Here is a 15,887-nt window from a genome sequence, read left to right on the forward strand (position 1 = left end):
AATTTTGTTGCTTTATTTGTTACTTAATAAATTTACGACTCACTAGGAATTGTTCTGTCGCTTCAAGCAGGTTTTGTGCATACACTTCCTGTTTTGCTGTCAGCCAGCCCAACACGAACCAGTCACTGGCTTCAAGTTCGGTTTGCTGAATATATTCGGCAGAAGAGGACAGAATCTGATATTCACTGGCTGCAAGTTGCGCATCATTTAAAGCTTTGCTGTATTTTTGCAAATTCTTGACATCATAAATTGAGGTTAAAATGGGGAAACTAAATTTCAGTTCATGAATTTTAGTGGCTAAGGTATCCAGACTCGCAAAATCAGTAATGTCAGCGCCGTTTAGGCTGTCTTGCAACTGTTTATATTGATTTTGTAGGGTGGTTTGCGCAAAACCTTTTAGGTCTTGTGCTTGCACCTTATCTTCCTGATCCAAACTGAACATCAATAATTCCAGATAGTGATGCACGTTTTGGGTTGAACGTACCAGATTGGCCAACTTTTCTTTGGCGTACAAAATATCTTTGGCTAAATTTGATGCAGTATTAGGGTTCTGTAAAAATGCACCTAAAGTGGTTTGCATGTGCTGTAAATGCTGCAAATGATCGAACTGCTGCTTAAATGCACCCAGTTGCATGGCCCATTTATCTGAAACAGCCTTATTCCAGTCTTTAAATAAAGATAGCGTCAAATTCAAATGATCCAGGGCAATTTGCGCTTGCTGAATATGTTCCTTTTCTGCCACACCTGCTGAAATGGCTGCAATATTCGGCAGTAAATGCTGAAGTTGCTGGGCAATCAGTAGTCTGAGGTTTTTATTGGCCGGATCTTTTTTACTTAAATTAAATTCTTTGGCAGATTTTGCCGGACTCACTTGTTGCTGGGTTGCTAAAAGATTGCCGATTTCAGCTTTACTACGCACATCCAGCCATAAATGATATTTTTTTACCCATTCAAAGCTAAAGGCTAACAGCGATTGAATAGAGCCGGCTTTAAGTTCAAATTCAACTTCATGCACTTCAGTTTGCGCCGTTTCGGTACGCACTGCACCGACATCTAAACTGACTTCAATATCGGTTTCTTCAAACTGAATCACCCGAAAGGTGCGCTGTATATCGGTTTCAAATTGCAGTTTGAGCTGATCCTGTGCATCTCCCAAAGCATTTTTCAAGATTTGCTGTGCTTCGGCATCCTGATTATAAATCGATAAATCCAGTTGCGGGGCGTGTTCAAGTTCACCTAGGTCATGATTATGCTCAAAACGGTGTAAGTGGCTTTTTCCGGCAGCTTTTAAGGTTTGAATCCAGCGTGTGCCTTCCAGACGTTGTCTTAAGGCAACGCCGTGCTGAGAAAGTAGGCGATCTTCAGTATCATAATATTTGGCTTTCAGTTGAATAATTTCAGATTTTTTAGGATCTAATGCCTTAGCTAGGGCATTACGTCTTGCTTCAGGAATTTGAAATTTTAATTCCACTTCAACCATGATCTTTCATCCTAATTTTTTGATGCGATGTCAACAATGAAACATGACATCCGATAGCTTACAAATGCGTTATAAAATCTATTTTTTCTAGCGCCGGAATTGTATTGTTCATTCTAGGCTTCTGATTGTAGCGAAAATGAGGTTTGATGTAAGACTTGACGAATGGATTTGTGAATAATTGCTTCGGAAATGATCAAAAAATGATGCTAGCGGACACTTTAATTTGAACAAAATATGCGCTAACGTAAATGAAAACAGCGGGACGACAACTATGAATACAACGATTCAGCTCCAATTTGAACATCAACCGGAATTTCAGCTGCCGATTCAAAACTATCATGAATTTTATCGGTTTTATCTCACTGAGCACCGTAATATCATGAGTCGCCGTTTGCACATATTGGGCAGTAGTGTCGGATTGTGTTTATTGAGCCGTGCTATTCTAAAAAGAAAGCCCAAATATGTGGCTTATGGTTTATTGGGTGGTTATGCCAGCGCATGGATTGGACATTTCGTGTTTGAAAAAAACAAGCCAGCAAGTTTTAAACAGCCGCTGTATAGTTTTATTTCCGATTGGCGTATGTTTTCTGATGTAATGCGCGGCAATTTAAGTTTAAAAGATCGCTCTCTAGATAAAATTCCAAGTTAGTTCAATCAGCTGCTCACTCTTGTTTGTTATGTGAACAGTGTCGCAAAAAAATTTACCCAAAAATAAAATAGATGAAAATTTATGAGGTATAAGCTTGCAATGATAGGGTGAATATCTTATTAATAGAACAGACGTTTAAGAAGCTGATTTTTTCACTTCAAAACTGTCCCAGTCTTAAAGTTTTCCAAGCCTAGAGCGACCTTTCTCTAGGCTTTTTTTATGCAAAGAATTCTGTATAAAAGCTGAATGTTTAGAAGTAGGGTAAAAATACATTTTTTATAAACATAGAAAATGACTCAGGCATGAATCATCCATCAGGATTAAAAAATAGTACGCAATTTTGGCTGAGAGCCAAGATAAAATAAAAATAGGGTGACTCCCTAATCCCTCATTTGCTTCCCCAAGCGTGTTTTATAACAAAGGATCAGGAAGTCTGTTCGTTGCTCCAAGTTTATGTTTTTAGGGTTATTATTATTTTGTTGTTTATTAAACCGTTTAATATCCAGATGATCTATCCCTGAAAATGGGTATTTTCACTAAATTTTAAATAAAGTTAATGTAGTTTTAGTTTTTAATTTTTTGCACATTTTTCTGCTGTAATGCTAAGGAATTAAGACAGTCCCGCTGAATCTTGTCCCTGATATGCCTATAATAGGGCAGTTTTAGTTTTGGCAGTTTGTTATGCGCGGTTTATATCTGATTACCAATGATGATCCTTTAGAGCTTTTATTAGCTAAGCTGGAAGGCGCAATGGCCAATGGTGGTATTGCAGTCTTGCAATACCGTCGTAAAAAAGTCGCCAAAGAAGATCAAACTTATGAAATTGAGTACATGAAAGCCATGTGTGCTGAATATGGTGTGCCTTTCGTAATTAATGATGATCTTGAAATGGCGGTCAAATATGGTGTCGGTGTGCATTTAGGTCAGGATGATGGTTCTATTGTCAATGCTGTTGCACGTTTGCCTCAGGGCGTACTGATAGGTCGCAGCTGTAATAACTCACTTGAGTTGGCTGAACAGGCAATTGCTGAGGGTGCAAATTATGTGGCATTTGGGGCGATCTATGCGACCGAGTCTAAACCTGAAGCTGGAAACATTGGCTTAGAAACCTTAAAACTGGCCAAAGAGAAACTGAACGTACCACTCTGTGCGATTGGTGGTTTAACTGTTGAGAATTCCAACGAAGTCATTGAATGTGGTGCAGATTATTGTGCGGTGATCAGTGATATATTAGGTCGTCCGATGAATGCTATTCCAGAGCGTTTAGATGAATGGTCTGCGCTTTTTCAAGCTACAGCATAAAATATTTTGATTGATTTAATTTTTAGTCGAGTGCCTTCATGAGCTTATCTCCAAAGCAAGAACAATTGTTCAAACAAGCCAATAAACATATTCCGGGTGGAGTAAATTCACCTGTGCGAGCATTTAATGGGGTGGGCGGTACGCCTGTATTTATTGAAAAAGCCAAAGGTGCGTATTTATACGATGTCGATGGAAAACGCTATGTGGACTATGTGGGCTCATGGGGACCAATGATTCTGGGACATGCCCATCCTGAGATCATTAAAGCAGTTCAAGAGGCTGCGGTAGATGGTTTGAGCTTTGGTGCGCCAACAGTTCATGAAACCACGCTTGCAGATATTATCTGTGAAATTATGCCGTCTATTGAGTTGGTGCGTATGACCAACTCAGGTACTGAAGCGACCATGACTGCGATTCGTCTGGCACGTGGTTATACCGGTCGTGACAAGATCGTGAAGTTTGAAGGCTGTTACCATGGTCACTCAGATTCACTTCTGGTTAAAGCAGGTTCTGGTTTATTGACCAGTGGTGAAGGTGAAGCGACTTCTGCGGGCGTACCAGCTGATTTTGCAAAACACACGCTGACTCTGCCTTACAATGACATTGAAACCTTAAAAGAATGCTTCGCAAAATTCGGTTCTGAAATTGCAGGGGTGATTGTAGAACCTGTTGCAGGGAACATGAACCTGGTGAAACCGATTGACGGTTTCCTGCAAGCGATCCGTGATGTATGCGATGAGCATGGTTCTGTATTCATTATTGATGAAGTGATGACCGGTTTCCGTGTCGGTCTTGGCGGTGCACAAGCACACTATGGCATAACTCCTGACCTAACCACTTTAGGTAAAATCATCGGTGCGGGTCTGCCAGTCGGTGCTTTCGGTGGTAAACGTGAAGTGATGGAATGCATTGCACCGCTTGGTAAGGTTTATCAAGCAGGGACATTGTCAGGTAATCCACTGGCGATGCGTGCCGGGATCGAAATGTTTAAACATCTTCGTGCTGAAGGTTTCTATGAGAAGTTGTCTGCTCAACTTGAAAAATTGCTTGCCGGTTTACAAGCTGCAGCGGATGAAGCAGGCGTACCGTTCAAAACTCAACAAGTGGGCGGTATGTTCGGTTTGTACTTTACCGATCAAGAAGACATCACTAGTTTCGATTCAATGCTGAAATGTGATGTTGATGCTTTCCGTAAATTCTTCCATGGTATGTTAGACCGTGGTGTGAACCTTGCACCATCTGCATTTGAAGCGGGCTTTATTTCCGCGGCACATAGCGATGAAGATATTGAGTTTACTATTCAAGCTGCCAAAGAAACCTTTGCTGAAATGAAAGCTTAAGTTTTCGAATCCTCCCTAACCCTCCTTTGATAAAGGAGGGAACTCTCAGATAACTAAATCATAAGTTCCCCTCTTTCTTAAAGAGGGGTTAGGGGAGATTTAACTTTTTTATATTTATTAGGGAAAATATAAATGCAAACCAAACATTATTTGACTTTAAGTGATGCGGAATTTTTATTAAATCAAGCCCATCAATATGCGATTCAGAACAATTTTAATGTCAGTATCGCCGTTGTAGATGAAACGGGTAATTTGTTAGCGATGAAGCGTATGGATGGGGCATCACCTATGACAGCCAATTTATGTCTAGAAAAAGCCAAATGCTCGGCAATGAGCCGCCGTCCATCCAAATTGTTTGAAGATATTATTAAAGGTGGTCAAATGGGCTTTCTGACTATGGAAACGTTCTCGGGCATGTTAGAAGGTGGTGAGCCGATTCTGTACCAGGGGCAGTTGGTCGGAGCGATGGGGGTGTCGGGTGTGAAATCTTTCCAGGATGCTGAAATTGCGCAGCAAGCGATTGAGAGGTTTTTAGAGGATCAATAATAGAAAGATTTTTTATTATGATTTTATTACAATCTCGTTCATTTTTTATATTTCTGGGGATGCTATGAGGCTTTTACAATGGACGCTATTTATTGATATGTTAGGGTATAAAAATATAAATGGTGCTATTGATTCTAAAGAAAAAGCTTTAGATTTGATAAATTTTATGAAGGAGAATGCAGAAATATTTCAAGAACAAGATTCTCAAAAGAGGAAAGAACTTTATTTACAAGAGGAATTTGACTTATATGAATTTTATGAACCGAAATATTGTTTCGTTTCAGATTCTTTAATAATTTCTTTTGAACCTAAAGAAGTAAATCGTAAAGAAAGATTTAAGGATGAGTTTGTACGCCATTCGGCAAATGTAGCAATTATTATAATGATGAGACTTGTAGTATTTATATTCAAATGCTATCAGGAAAAAAATATATTTTTACGTGGTGGAATTACTAATAAATTTTCATATATTGACGGATCTATAGCTGTTGGGGAGGGTGTGGGAGCTGCTTATGACGGCGAGTGTGCTGCAATTAATCCTAAAATTATTTTGTGTGATGATGTGGTTTCAAATACAAGGCTCATGAAACAGATAAAATTTTTATCAAAAAAAATGTATGGAGATGATAATCTTTTTACTTTAAACGATGGACATCATTTTCTAGATTATTTAAAAATGACAAGAGTTATGACAGATGTTAGATCTCCTAGTATTAAAGATTTCATGGTGAGAAATAATATGGTCATATTGCCTAAAAGGCTTATTGATAATACAAGAAATATCTTTAGAAGACATAAAGAATCCATTATCCATAATATGGAAGAAGTGAATTCTCAAGCTAAACTAGTTCGAGAAAAAGATTCAGGTGAAGAATTAGATCAGAAAAATAAGCAAATTGAAAAAATTCGTAGCAAATACGTATGGTTGAAGAACTACCATAATCAAGAGTGTAAGAAATTGAGTTGGGTCAATGAATATAAAATTGATTAAAAATAAATGAAATTAGTATTTCAGTAGATATATAGAGCTAATGAATTTAAGCTAGCATAATATCGCAACCTTGCAATATGCTAAGTAGAAATCCTCCATGCTGTACCCCATGCCCAAAAAAATCCAACTCGCACCCTCCCAAGCCAAATGGCAACTATCAACTACAGATGCAGTACTTATTTTAGTGGGATTGCAAAATTTAAGAATGATGGAAGGCATACAAGACAGTGACTTAATGACTCATCTTGTTCAGATCAGCAATAAAGCCAAAGCTTTAGATATTCCAATTGTCGACTTATATGGCGATGACCTGATGCAAGGCATGCAGCAACTGGGTGAATATGCATCATCGCATCCGCAGCTGATTTTTGCAGGGCAGGTCACGCCGATGCTCAAGCAAATATTGCCACATCTACAAAGTGTCACCGAGCAAATCTGTGTGGTTGATGATGCGATTTTATTGTCGAATCAGGAACAGCATATTCAATGGATTGATAACATTTCGGCACAAGGTTTGCATCACATGAATAGCTATAGTTTGACTAGATTATGGGATTTAAGTGCACCGTCAAATTATGTGCTTTCAACCAAAGGAATTATGCTCGCCGTGGCGGAACAACTGAACATGGATGCACTTGAAATTGATCCATATGTTGATTTGAGGCAATACGGTTTGGATTCTATCGCTATTGTTACTTTGGTCGGTATATGGCGAGCGCATGGGGCAAATATCACTTATGAAGATGTCCTAAAACACAATTCACTGCATGAACTGGCCAGCTTTATATTGCAATCGGCAGGTTCATAAAGTGCTATTGAAATTATTTTTGTTTAAAATCGAAAAAACCGTCGCCAATTCAAGCATTGTGCATTGTAATTCTGTGCCAAGCTTTCTATCATTGCCGGCTTGTTTTCGCGATCAGCCTGGGATTGAACATTGAGTAATTTTCTAACCGAACATCTGATACATCGTGATGAAGATTTTATGGTCATCCATAAACCAGCAGGTGTGCTCACTGTTCCCGGCAAAACCGAAGATTTACAAGATTGTGTGATCAACCGATTATTAGAAATAGAACCAAAAACATTACTGATTCATCGTCTGGATCGGGATACCTCCGGCATTCTGGTGTTTGGCCTGAGTAAATGGGGACAAAAAACCATTTCCCGCCAGTTTCAGGAACGCCAAACCGAAAAAAACTATCAGGCTGTTGTGGCAGGGCATCTTGAAGGGGAAGGCACGGTCGATGTTCCTGTGGTGTACGATCCTGAACATCCGCCTTTACATATTGCCGATCCCAAGCATAACAAGCCTGCATTAACTCATTGGCAGGCCATTGAACATTTTCAAATTCAGGGACAGGCGGTTACGCGTGTCAAACTCATGCCAATTACCGGGCGTTCACATCAGCTTCGTGTACATATGCAGTATCTGGGGCATCCGATTGTCGGTGATACCTTATATGCTACAGCCGAGCAGCAACAGTTAATGCCGCGTCTGTGTTTGCATGCCGAAAACTTAAGTTTTTATCATCCGCAAACAGAGCAGTTGGTAGAGTTTTATTATCCTGTACCTTTTTAAGGTGAAAACTTTTTAATCTCATCGATTTTGCGCACTTTTTAGTGGGCTTTATGTCAAAATATATTGCTTAAAGACCTATTTTTTTGCTCAAATACTAGGCAGTTTTTGAGTTTGAAATTAGAGTCGTCATTTTTAGATAAAGGTGGAAAAATTGCATCAGTTTGCTATTGGTCAGCGTTGGTTATCAGATACAGAAACAGAACTCGGATTAGGGGTTCTTATTGATGTAGATGAACGATCGGTTAGCATCTTATTCCCAAAAAGTGATGAAACGCGTGTCTATGCACGTAACAATGCACCTTTATCACGTATCGTTTTTAACATTAAAGATGAATTGCAGGATCAGGAAGGCACCAAATGGGTGGTTGAGTCTTTTGAAGACCGTCATGGTGTGGTGCGTTATAACGTGATTCGTACTCTGGAAGATGGTAGCGAAGAACGTAAGTCGTTAAATGAAACCCGTATTGGTGCGACCATTCAGCTGTCTAAACCGCTTGACCGCTTGCTGGCCAGCCAGGTCGACTATAAAGAATGGTATGACCTGCGTATTGAAGCATTACTGATGCAAGCCAATATGAAGAACAGTCCCTTACGTGGCATGGTCGGTGCACGTGTCGGCTTAATTCCACACCAGCTTTATATTGCCCATGAAGTGGGTCAGCGTTTTGCACCGCGTGTATTACTGGCGGATGAAGTGGGCTTGGGTAAAACCATTGAAGCAGGTTTGATTATCCATCAACAACTGAAAACTGCCCGTTCTGAACGTATCCTGATTTTAGTTCCAGATTCACTGCAATATCAGTGGATGATTGAAATGCGTCGCCGTTTCAATCTGGAATTCTCTTTATTTGATTTGACCCGTACCGCATCAATTAAAGAACATGATCCTGATTTAAACCCATTCCTGACCGAGCAGCGTATCATTGCTTCTGTTGACTTGATGGTCGATCATGATGATTTACGTGAACAGGCTTTAGAAGCGGGTTTTGACCTTCTAGTAGTAGACGAAGCACATCACCTGATGTGGAGCGAAGAAGAAGGCGGTAATGACCGTTACGATCTGGTTGAAGAACTGGCTGAAAAAACTCCGGGTGTTTTGCTACTCACTGCAACGCCAGAACAGCTGGGTGTAGAAAGCCATTTCGCACGTTTACGTCTGCTTGATCCACAACGCTTTAGCTCACTGGATCGTTTCTTGGACGAAGAAGAGCAGTATCATCAAACGGCAAAAATTGCTGAAGTGTTGATGTCGGACATGCCTTTGGAAGAAGGACATTTAAAAGCGATTGAAGGCTTGTTAGGGCATAGCATTCAGGATGAACCTGAACAGCGTTTCCGTGCCATTCATGAATTGTTAGACCGTCATGGTACAGGCCGTATTTTATTCCGTAATACCCGTGAAGCGATTCAGGGTTTCCCGGGCCGTGACTGTCGACCAGCAGCTTTACCCGCACCTGCAAACTGGTCTAAAGACGGTAAATTGCGTGAGCAAATGTGGCCTGAAGAAGCACAGCTGGATGGTGCCTGGATGGAACATGACCCACGTGTGATGTGGCTCATGGAAATGCTGCGTACCGAACTCAAGCACAAAAAAGTATTACTGATTGCACGTAGTGGCCCGGTAGTTGAAGCGCTGGAAAATGTTCTGCGTTTACATGCCGGCATCCGTACCGCCATGTTCCATGAAGGCATGAGCCTGCTTGAGCGTGACCAGGCAGCAGCATATTTCGCTGAAGAATCTTATGGCGCACAAATCCTGTTGTGTTCTGAAATTGGTTCGGAAGGTCGTAACTTCCAGTTTGCATCAGACCTGATCTTGTTTGACTTGCCTGCCAACCCGGATGTGCTTGAACAGCGTATTGGTCGTCTGGACCGTATTGGTCAGGAAAACCGGATTCAGATTCATGTGCCTTATTTAGTGGGCACTGCACAGGAACGCATGTTCCGCTGGTATAACGAAGGCTTAAATATCTTCAGCAATATTTCACCAACGGCACAAACCCTGCAAGAAAACTTCATTGTGAAGTTAAAAGACTGTTTATTGGCGGACTTGGGCCAGCAATTTGAAGATTTACTGGAAGAGGTCAGCGTTCAGCGTGAAGCCCTGGAAGCGGAATTGCAGGAAGGCCGTGACCGCTTGCTTGAATACAACTCATGCCGTCCAATCGTGGCGCAGGAAATTGTGCAGGCGCTTGAAGATTATGACGACAACACCACTTTGCCGATGTTTATGAAACGCTTTATGGCATCGACCAACATCGATTTCGATGAGCAAAGCAACGGTACCGTCATCATCAAGCCGACCGATCAAATGCAAGTTCAAGGCTTATCTCTGGATGAAGAAGGCATGACTGCAACCTTCTATCGTGATCAGGCACAAGTTCGTGAAGATGCGCAATATTTGACTCTGGAACATCCCTTCACTGAAAGTGTGATGGAGATGATTAATACTCAATCTTTTGGTAGTACCAATGTTGCCGTATTAAAATCTGCTGCATTGCCACAAGGTTCGGTATTGCTGGAAGTATGGTTCAAGGTAGATGTAGTAGCACCGAAAGCATTAAACTTGCCGTCAAGCTTGCCGCAACAGCTGATTCGCGTATTGCTCAGTGAAAAAGGTCAGGACCTATCTGACAAGATTGCACCAGATATCCTGAAACCTTATCTGCATCACTTAGATGGCAATAGCTGCCGTCAAGTGGTGAAAGCACGCCGTGAAGTGATTGAGCAGCGTTATAACCAGGCGTTAGATATTGCCAAAACTGCATTGCCAAACTTTAAGCAGCTGGCTAAGGAAGTTTATGGCAACAAATGGCAATATGAAATTGACCGTTTAAGTTACCTGAAGCAATTTAACCCAAGCATCCGTGAAGATGAAATTTCACGTTTACAGAAATTCCAGAAAGAAGGCTTGAGCCTGTTAGAGGGTTTATCTGTAACACCGGAAGCGATTCAGGTAATGGTAGTGGTTAAGCCATAAACAAAAGTTTTTTCATAAAAGAGCACCTACGGGTGCTTTTTTATCGGCACTATTTTCTGTAGGCCGAAGATTGGTTTATCTGGAGAGCAGAACAAATCTCATGCTAAAATGAGCAGATAATTATAAATCATATTAAGAATAACAATGGCTCAGTCTTTAGTCACCATGGGTTCTACAACCTCACACGGCGGTATAGTTTCAGAATGTGATTCTTCGTTTGTCATAAATGGAATCGCTGTGCATTTGCATGGCATGAAGCATTATTGTCCTCAATGTCAAACTATGGTGTCGGCCATTGCTGCGAATCAATCTACATTGGTTAAAGGTCGTGGAGTGGTCATTGCGGGGGATAAAACCAGCTGTGGGGCAACTTTTTTAGGCAATCAGTTTTTAGTGGTTTCGAAAAAATAAATTTCAGTAATCCAATCATTTTTTGTGCTGGATGATTCTGCGGTTTAATGCTATCTGACTTGCAAGTCAGGGAATCATAGATTTAGCGATTTCATCTAGGTTCGCTTTTGCTTAAGCTATCGCACTATTAATGGCACAAATTAAACAAGAGCAACGGGTATGACAGATGGATTATTCAAGAAAAATGCGATTCATTTTACCCATGCCAATGGTATACCTTCAGCCACTTATCAAAAGTTTTTTAATTACTTTAAAGCCGATTTTAATTTAAAAGCCATCCCGATGATTGGCCTGAATCCACAATATCCAGTGACCATGAGCTGGCAGTATCTGGTCGAACAGGTGATTGCAGACATTGAACAGCAATTTCCAGATCAGCAGGTGATTGGGCTGGGTCACTCATTTGGTTCCTTGGTCACGTTAATGGCGGCCTATAAACGCCCTGATTTGTTTTCACAACTGATCATTATGGATCCACCTTTTGTGATTGGCAGCAAGTCGGCTATTTTTGAAGCTATGCAAAAACTTAAATTAAAAGCCGTGGATAAAATCACGCCTGCAGCGATTACGCTTAAACGCAATGATCATTGGCGCAGTTTTGATGAAGCCTATACATCTTTGCGAAATAACCGACTGTTCAAGAATTTTGATAAGCAGTGTTTTGATGATTATTTTGCACATGGTATTACACAAGATCAAAGCAGAGGAGGCGTGACTTTAAGCATTCCTAAAGCCATTGAAGCGGAAATTTTTAGAACTGTACCTGCGTGGTGGTGGCGTACGCCGCGTAAAGCACCGCAAGTACCTGTACATTTAATTACAGCAGAGCAAAGCCATTTTTATAAGCAAGGTTTACCCCAAGGGATGAAAAAAACTTATGGTGTTGAGTTTAGTGTAGTCGAAGGCGGGCATATGTTTCCTTTAGAGCAACCTGAAAGCACAGCCCAATCGGTGAAAAAGATCATTTCAGCACAGCAAAATATTGAATGCACAGTGAAGAATTTAGACGGGTATTCTTCACAAGCAATAAAATTATAAATTACCGAATTTTCGCTTCATCCAGATGGCGTGCACCTTCTAGAATCATCCGAATCATGATCATGGTTTGTTCGGCAATTTCCTTACGTTCCTTCGCAGAGATATCAATGACTGTTGCACCCATATTAAATACCAGTTGGGTAATGGCTTTTGCGGCGATATCGGGGTGAGAAAGCCTGTTGTTATTGAGGCGTTCCAGGCGAATGAGATCTTCCTGTAATTCTTGCTGGAAATAATTTAACTGGCGTTCAACCGCTAATTTATAAGACGCGGAGCCGGTGTAGGCTTCACGCAGCAATAAACTTAAATTGCCTTCATCGGCATCTAACTGTTCAATAAAAACTTCGACTGAACTGCGAATAATGCTGTTTTGCTTGGAGGCCTTTAAGCGCGCTTGGTGCAAAATTTGACGTAATACAATCCCGGCACGATCAATCAGCTCAATCGCAAGTTCATCTATATCTCTGAAATGCCGATAAAAACTGTTGGGCGCAATTCCAGCTTCACGCGCAACTTCACGTAGGCTCAAGGAAGAGATGCTTTTTTGCGGTCCAATTAAGTTCAATGCAGCTTGAAACAGCTCTTCTTTGGTAATGGTTGCTTTTCGTCCTACAGTACGGACGATCACCGGTTCATGAACAACATTCTGTTTATCAACAGGAGCATCAACATTTTTTTTGATTGAAGACGGGTTCATATTTTTCAAGGGATTAGAGATACGAAAACATTATAACGGTTGCATTGCAACTTGGGAAATGAATAGAAACAATACAAATATATATACAAGTATATATACATGTGTATAATAATTAAAAATCGATCGCGTGGTACTGACTATGCATGTTGTAGAAAAAATGAAAAAATCTCCCCTAAGTTCACTGGCTGAAAGCGTTATTGACCAGTACGCGGCTGATTTCTGGTTGCAAAAAATCAATCCCCTTTGGTCAGTCAATCAGGCCTTGGGCAAAATTGTCCAAAAAGAAAATTCTGCGCAAAATATGATGAGTTTAACCATTCAGGTGAACCGTCATTTTAAAATGGGGCAAGCAGGGCAGCACCATCCGGTTTTTGTGGAAGTCAATGGTGTGCGCTATGAACGTAGCTATAGTCTGACTCAGCTTGATGCTCAGCATGTTTTGCTTACAGTAAAAAAAGTCGATCAGGGTAAAGTCAGCTCGTGGCTGGTGGAGCAGGCTCAAGTCGGCGATATTCTTGAATTTGGTCAGCCTTATGGCGATATGCTGTTACCTACGCAGGCTCAGCCAATGGTATTGCTTGCTGCAGGTAGTGGTATTACGCCAATGCTGAGTTTACTCAAGGCCTTAGCCAAGACTGACCAGATGACCCAAGCACCCATCCAGCTATTGTATTGGGTTAAACAATATGCCGATTGTGCATTTAAAACACGCTTTGAAAAACTGGCCGAACAATACCCTAATTTCTCATTTCAGGTTTTTTATACCCAAGAAGAAGATGCAGGTGTGCGTCTAAACCAAGACCATGCGGCTTTGGTTACAAATATTGAAAATAGTCTGGTGTATGCTTGTGGTCCTTCTGGATTTGTCGCACAGGCAGAACAGTTATTTGCCCATGCGCAGAGTTTCAAAAGTGAAGCTTTTAGCATGAGTGCTGTTGAAAATTCTGATATTGGCTTTGTCAATATAACCTTGTTGAAGTCAAAAAAAGTGGTTGCCATTCCTAAAGGGCAGTCCATTTTAACCAGCCTGGAACAACAAAATATTAAACCTACTCATGGTTGTCGCATGGGCATTTGTCATAAATGTGTGTGTAATAAAGTTGAAGGTTCAACTAAAGATCTAGTGAATGGTAGTCAAAATTCCGAACCTGGTAATTTATTAAAAATCTGTGTCAATTCAGCTCAGTCAGATCTTGTGATTGATTTATAAGTGAGTCAAAATCATGAATATGCCCGTTAAAGTAGAATATTTTAAGAATCCTAAAAATGGTGAGCTCACTCAATCTCAATTAGATGATTTGGCTCGTGAATTGGATATAATTAAACAAGAAGTGCTAGATGATATTGGCGAAAAAGATGCCAAATATATTCGTCGTGTTTATTCAACCGTTCGTTATGCTTCGATTGCAGGGCGTGCCTGTTTGTTTGCAGGCTGGTTCCCACCAGCTTGGGTTTTAGGTACTGGCTTACTTGGCTTTGCTAAAATCATGGAAAACATGGAGCTAGGCCATAATGTCATGCATGGTCAATATGACTGGATGAACGATCCAAAATTCAATGGTCCAAGTTATGAGTGGGACATTGTCGGCACAGCAGATAACTGGCGTCAGACCCATAACTATAAGCACCATACCTATACCAATATTAAAGGTATGGATGATGACATTGGTTATGGTTTGCTGCGCCTGTTTCCGGAACAGCGCTGGAAACCAGGCTATCTTTTACAACCAATCTACGCCATTCCATTTTGCTTGTTGTTCCAATGGGGCGTAGCAATTCAAAACCTTGAATTGGGCAAAGTATGGTTTGGTCGTAAAAGCAAAGAACAAGCCAAAAAAGAATGGCAGCCAATGCAAAAGAAAATTGGCAAACAATTGTTTAAAGATTATGTGTTTTTCCCATTGATTGCAGGCCCTGCGGCTTTACCTGTATTTACTGGTAACCTGGTTGCTAATGGTATCCGCAATATCTGGACCTTTAGTATTATTTTCTGTGGTCACTTCACTAAAGATGTAGAGGTGTTCCCGAAATCAGTGCTAGAAAATGAAAGCCGTGGTCACTGGTATATGCGTCAGATCCGAGGTTCATCTAATCTGACGGGTTCAGAAGCCTTCCATATTTTGACAGGTCATTTAAGCCATCAAATTGAGCATCACTTATATCCTGATATTCCGGCACGCCGTTACCGCAAGATGGCGCCTAAAGTTCAGGCAGTTTGTGAAAAATATGGTTTAAATTACAATAATGCCAGCTTGGTTAAACAATATGGCAGTGTGCTTAAACGTATTGTTAAATATGCTTTTCCATTCAAGAAGTAAATAAAATTTAAATAGATGGAAAGATCATTTAAGTTGTTAAAGCGATTTGAATTGCGATAAGACGTGATTTTCTCATCTAGCCAAATTCTTAACTAAAAGTGACTTTGAAAGAGTCACTTTTTATATTTGAGGAATAGATCAAATATTTAATTCATACAGTAGACTGTTTCAAAAAATACTTTTTTAATTTATTGTAAATTCTTTGTTGATTTTTTTTAAAAAACGTGAAATTTATTATTTTGAGCATTTTTGCTATTGTTAATATTTGAAAATAAAAGTCAATAAAAACGAATCTCTTATACACATCTTGTTATAAAAACACTTGCAAACTATTTAGCTAAAGAATTTATATATTTCTTTCATCCTGTTGAAAAATAAAATTATTGATTCAATATATTTTATAAAAGCTAAATATAAGTAATTAACCCGAATCCTGTTTAAGCCAATGATTCCATAATCCGAATGGTTGGCTTATTTCGATGGGTTAATTGATATGCGCACAATGAAGCATAAATCCCATTTAAAAAGCCACTCATACTACGGGCTCTACTCA

14 protein-coding genes and 1 pseudogene are annotated in these 15,887 nt (G+C 40.2%); 12 read left to right on the plus strand and 3 right to left on the minus strand.

Annotated elements, in window-relative coordinates; translation table 11 throughout:
- Positions 1-19: 19 nt before the first annotated feature.
- Positions 20-1,480 (minus strand): CYTH domain-containing protein, encoded by a 1,461-nt coding sequence (locus WAE57_RS01365; RefSeq protein WP_337707677.1) that lies wholly within the window; start codon positions 1,478-1,480, stop codon positions 20-22.
- A gap of 271 nt (positions 1,481-1,751) precedes the next feature.
- Here WAE57_RS01365 and WAE57_RS01370 point away from each other — a divergent pair, with 271 nt between their 5' ends.
- The 10 genes from WAE57_RS01370 (at position 1,752) to WAE57_RS01415 (ending at position 12,319) form a co-directional block, all read left to right on the plus strand.
- On the plus strand, positions 1,752-2,129 hold the full coding sequence (locus tag WAE57_RS01370) for a DUF962 domain-containing protein (RefSeq protein ID WP_237788135.1): 378 nt from the start codon (positions 1,752-1,754) through the stop codon (positions 2,127-2,129).
- 681 nt (positions 2,130-2,810) lie between these two features.
- Entirely contained in the window at positions 2,811-3,431 is a 621-nt protein-coding gene (gene thiE / locus WAE57_RS01375; protein WP_337707678.1) for a thiamine phosphate synthase, read from the plus strand.
- A 38-nt stretch (positions 3,432-3,469) separates the two neighbouring features.
- On the plus strand, positions 3,470-4,771 hold the full coding sequence (gene hemL, locus WAE57_RS01380; RefSeq protein WP_337707679.1) for a glutamate-1-semialdehyde 2,1-aminomutase: 1,302 nt from the start codon (positions 3,470-3,472) through the stop codon (positions 4,769-4,771).
- Positions 4,772-4,903: 132 nt separating this feature from the next.
- Positions 4,904-5,317 carry a heme-binding protein gene (locus tag WAE57_RS01385; RefSeq protein ID WP_337707680.1) on the plus strand — a complete coding sequence of 138 codons (414 nt, stop codon included), beginning with the start codon at positions 4,904-4,906 and terminating at the stop codon, positions 5,315-5,317.
- 64 nt (positions 5,318-5,381) lie between these two features.
- Positions 5,382-6,308 carry a hypothetical protein gene (locus tag WAE57_RS01390; protein ID WP_337707681.1) on the plus strand — a complete coding sequence of 309 codons (927 nt, stop codon included), beginning with the start codon at positions 5,382-5,384 and terminating at the stop codon, positions 6,306-6,308.
- 97 nt (positions 6,309-6,405) lie between these two features.
- Positions 6,406-7,116, plus strand: coding sequence for a phosphopantetheine-binding protein (locus tag WAE57_RS01395; RefSeq protein WP_337707682.1), 711 nt, complete (start codon positions 6,406-6,408; stop codon positions 7,114-7,116).
- A 129-nt stretch (positions 7,117-7,245) separates the two neighbouring features.
- Entirely contained in the window at positions 7,246-7,890 is a 645-nt protein-coding gene (locus tag WAE57_RS01400; protein ID WP_337707683.1) for an RluA family pseudouridine synthase, read from the plus strand.
- 142 nt (positions 7,891-8,032) lie between these two features.
- Complete coding sequence (gene rapA, locus WAE57_RS01405) at positions 8,033-10,870, plus strand: RNA polymerase-associated protein RapA (RefSeq protein WP_337707684.1); 2,838 nt, start codon at positions 8,033-8,035, stop codon at positions 10,868-10,870.
- Between the two features lie 144 nt (positions 10,871-11,014).
- A complete protein-coding gene (locus tag WAE57_RS01410) occupies positions 11,015-11,281 on the plus strand; it encodes a PAAR domain-containing protein (protein WP_337707685.1) in 267 nt (88 codons plus the stop codon).
- Between the two features lie 159 nt (positions 11,282-11,440).
- Positions 11,441-12,319, plus strand: coding sequence for an alpha/beta hydrolase (locus tag WAE57_RS01415; protein ID WP_337707686.1), 879 nt, complete (start codon positions 11,441-11,443; stop codon positions 12,317-12,319).
- Between the two features lies 1 nt (position 12,320).
- Here WAE57_RS01415 and fabR read toward each other — a convergent pair whose 3' ends face one another.
- The gene (fabR, locus tag WAE57_RS01420; RefSeq protein WP_237788552.1) at positions 12,321-13,016 is read right to left on the minus strand and encodes an HTH-type transcriptional repressor FabR; all 696 of its coding nucleotides are present in this window, start codon (positions 13,014-13,016) and stop codon (positions 12,321-12,323) included.
- A gap of 139 nt (positions 13,017-13,155) precedes the next feature.
- Between fabR and WAE57_RS01425 the strand changes: the two genes are divergently transcribed.
- Together WAE57_RS01425 and WAE57_RS01430 are read left to right on the plus strand one after the other, a co-directional pair.
- Positions 13,156-14,226: a ferredoxin reductase gene (locus WAE57_RS01425; RefSeq protein WP_337707687.1), complete on the plus strand. Its 1,071-nt coding sequence runs from the start codon at positions 13,156-13,158 to the stop codon at positions 14,224-14,226.
- Positions 14,227-14,239: 13 nt separating this feature from the next.
- Positions 14,240-15,334: an acyl-CoA desaturase gene (locus tag WAE57_RS01430; protein WP_237788554.1), complete on the plus strand. Its 1,095-nt coding sequence runs from the start codon at positions 14,240-14,242 to the stop codon at positions 15,332-15,334.
- A 437-nt stretch (positions 15,335-15,771) separates the two neighbouring features.
- Here WAE57_RS01430 and WAE57_RS01435 read toward each other — a convergent pair.
- Positions 15,772-15,887 (minus strand): annotated as a pseudogene (locus WAE57_RS01435) (IS982 family transposase); the annotation flags it as partial.

The sequence above is a fragment of the Acinetobacter sp. NS-4 genome, assembly GCF_037402435.1.
Taxonomy (GTDB): domain Bacteria; phylum Pseudomonadota; class Gammaproteobacteria; order Pseudomonadales; family Moraxellaceae; genus Acinetobacter.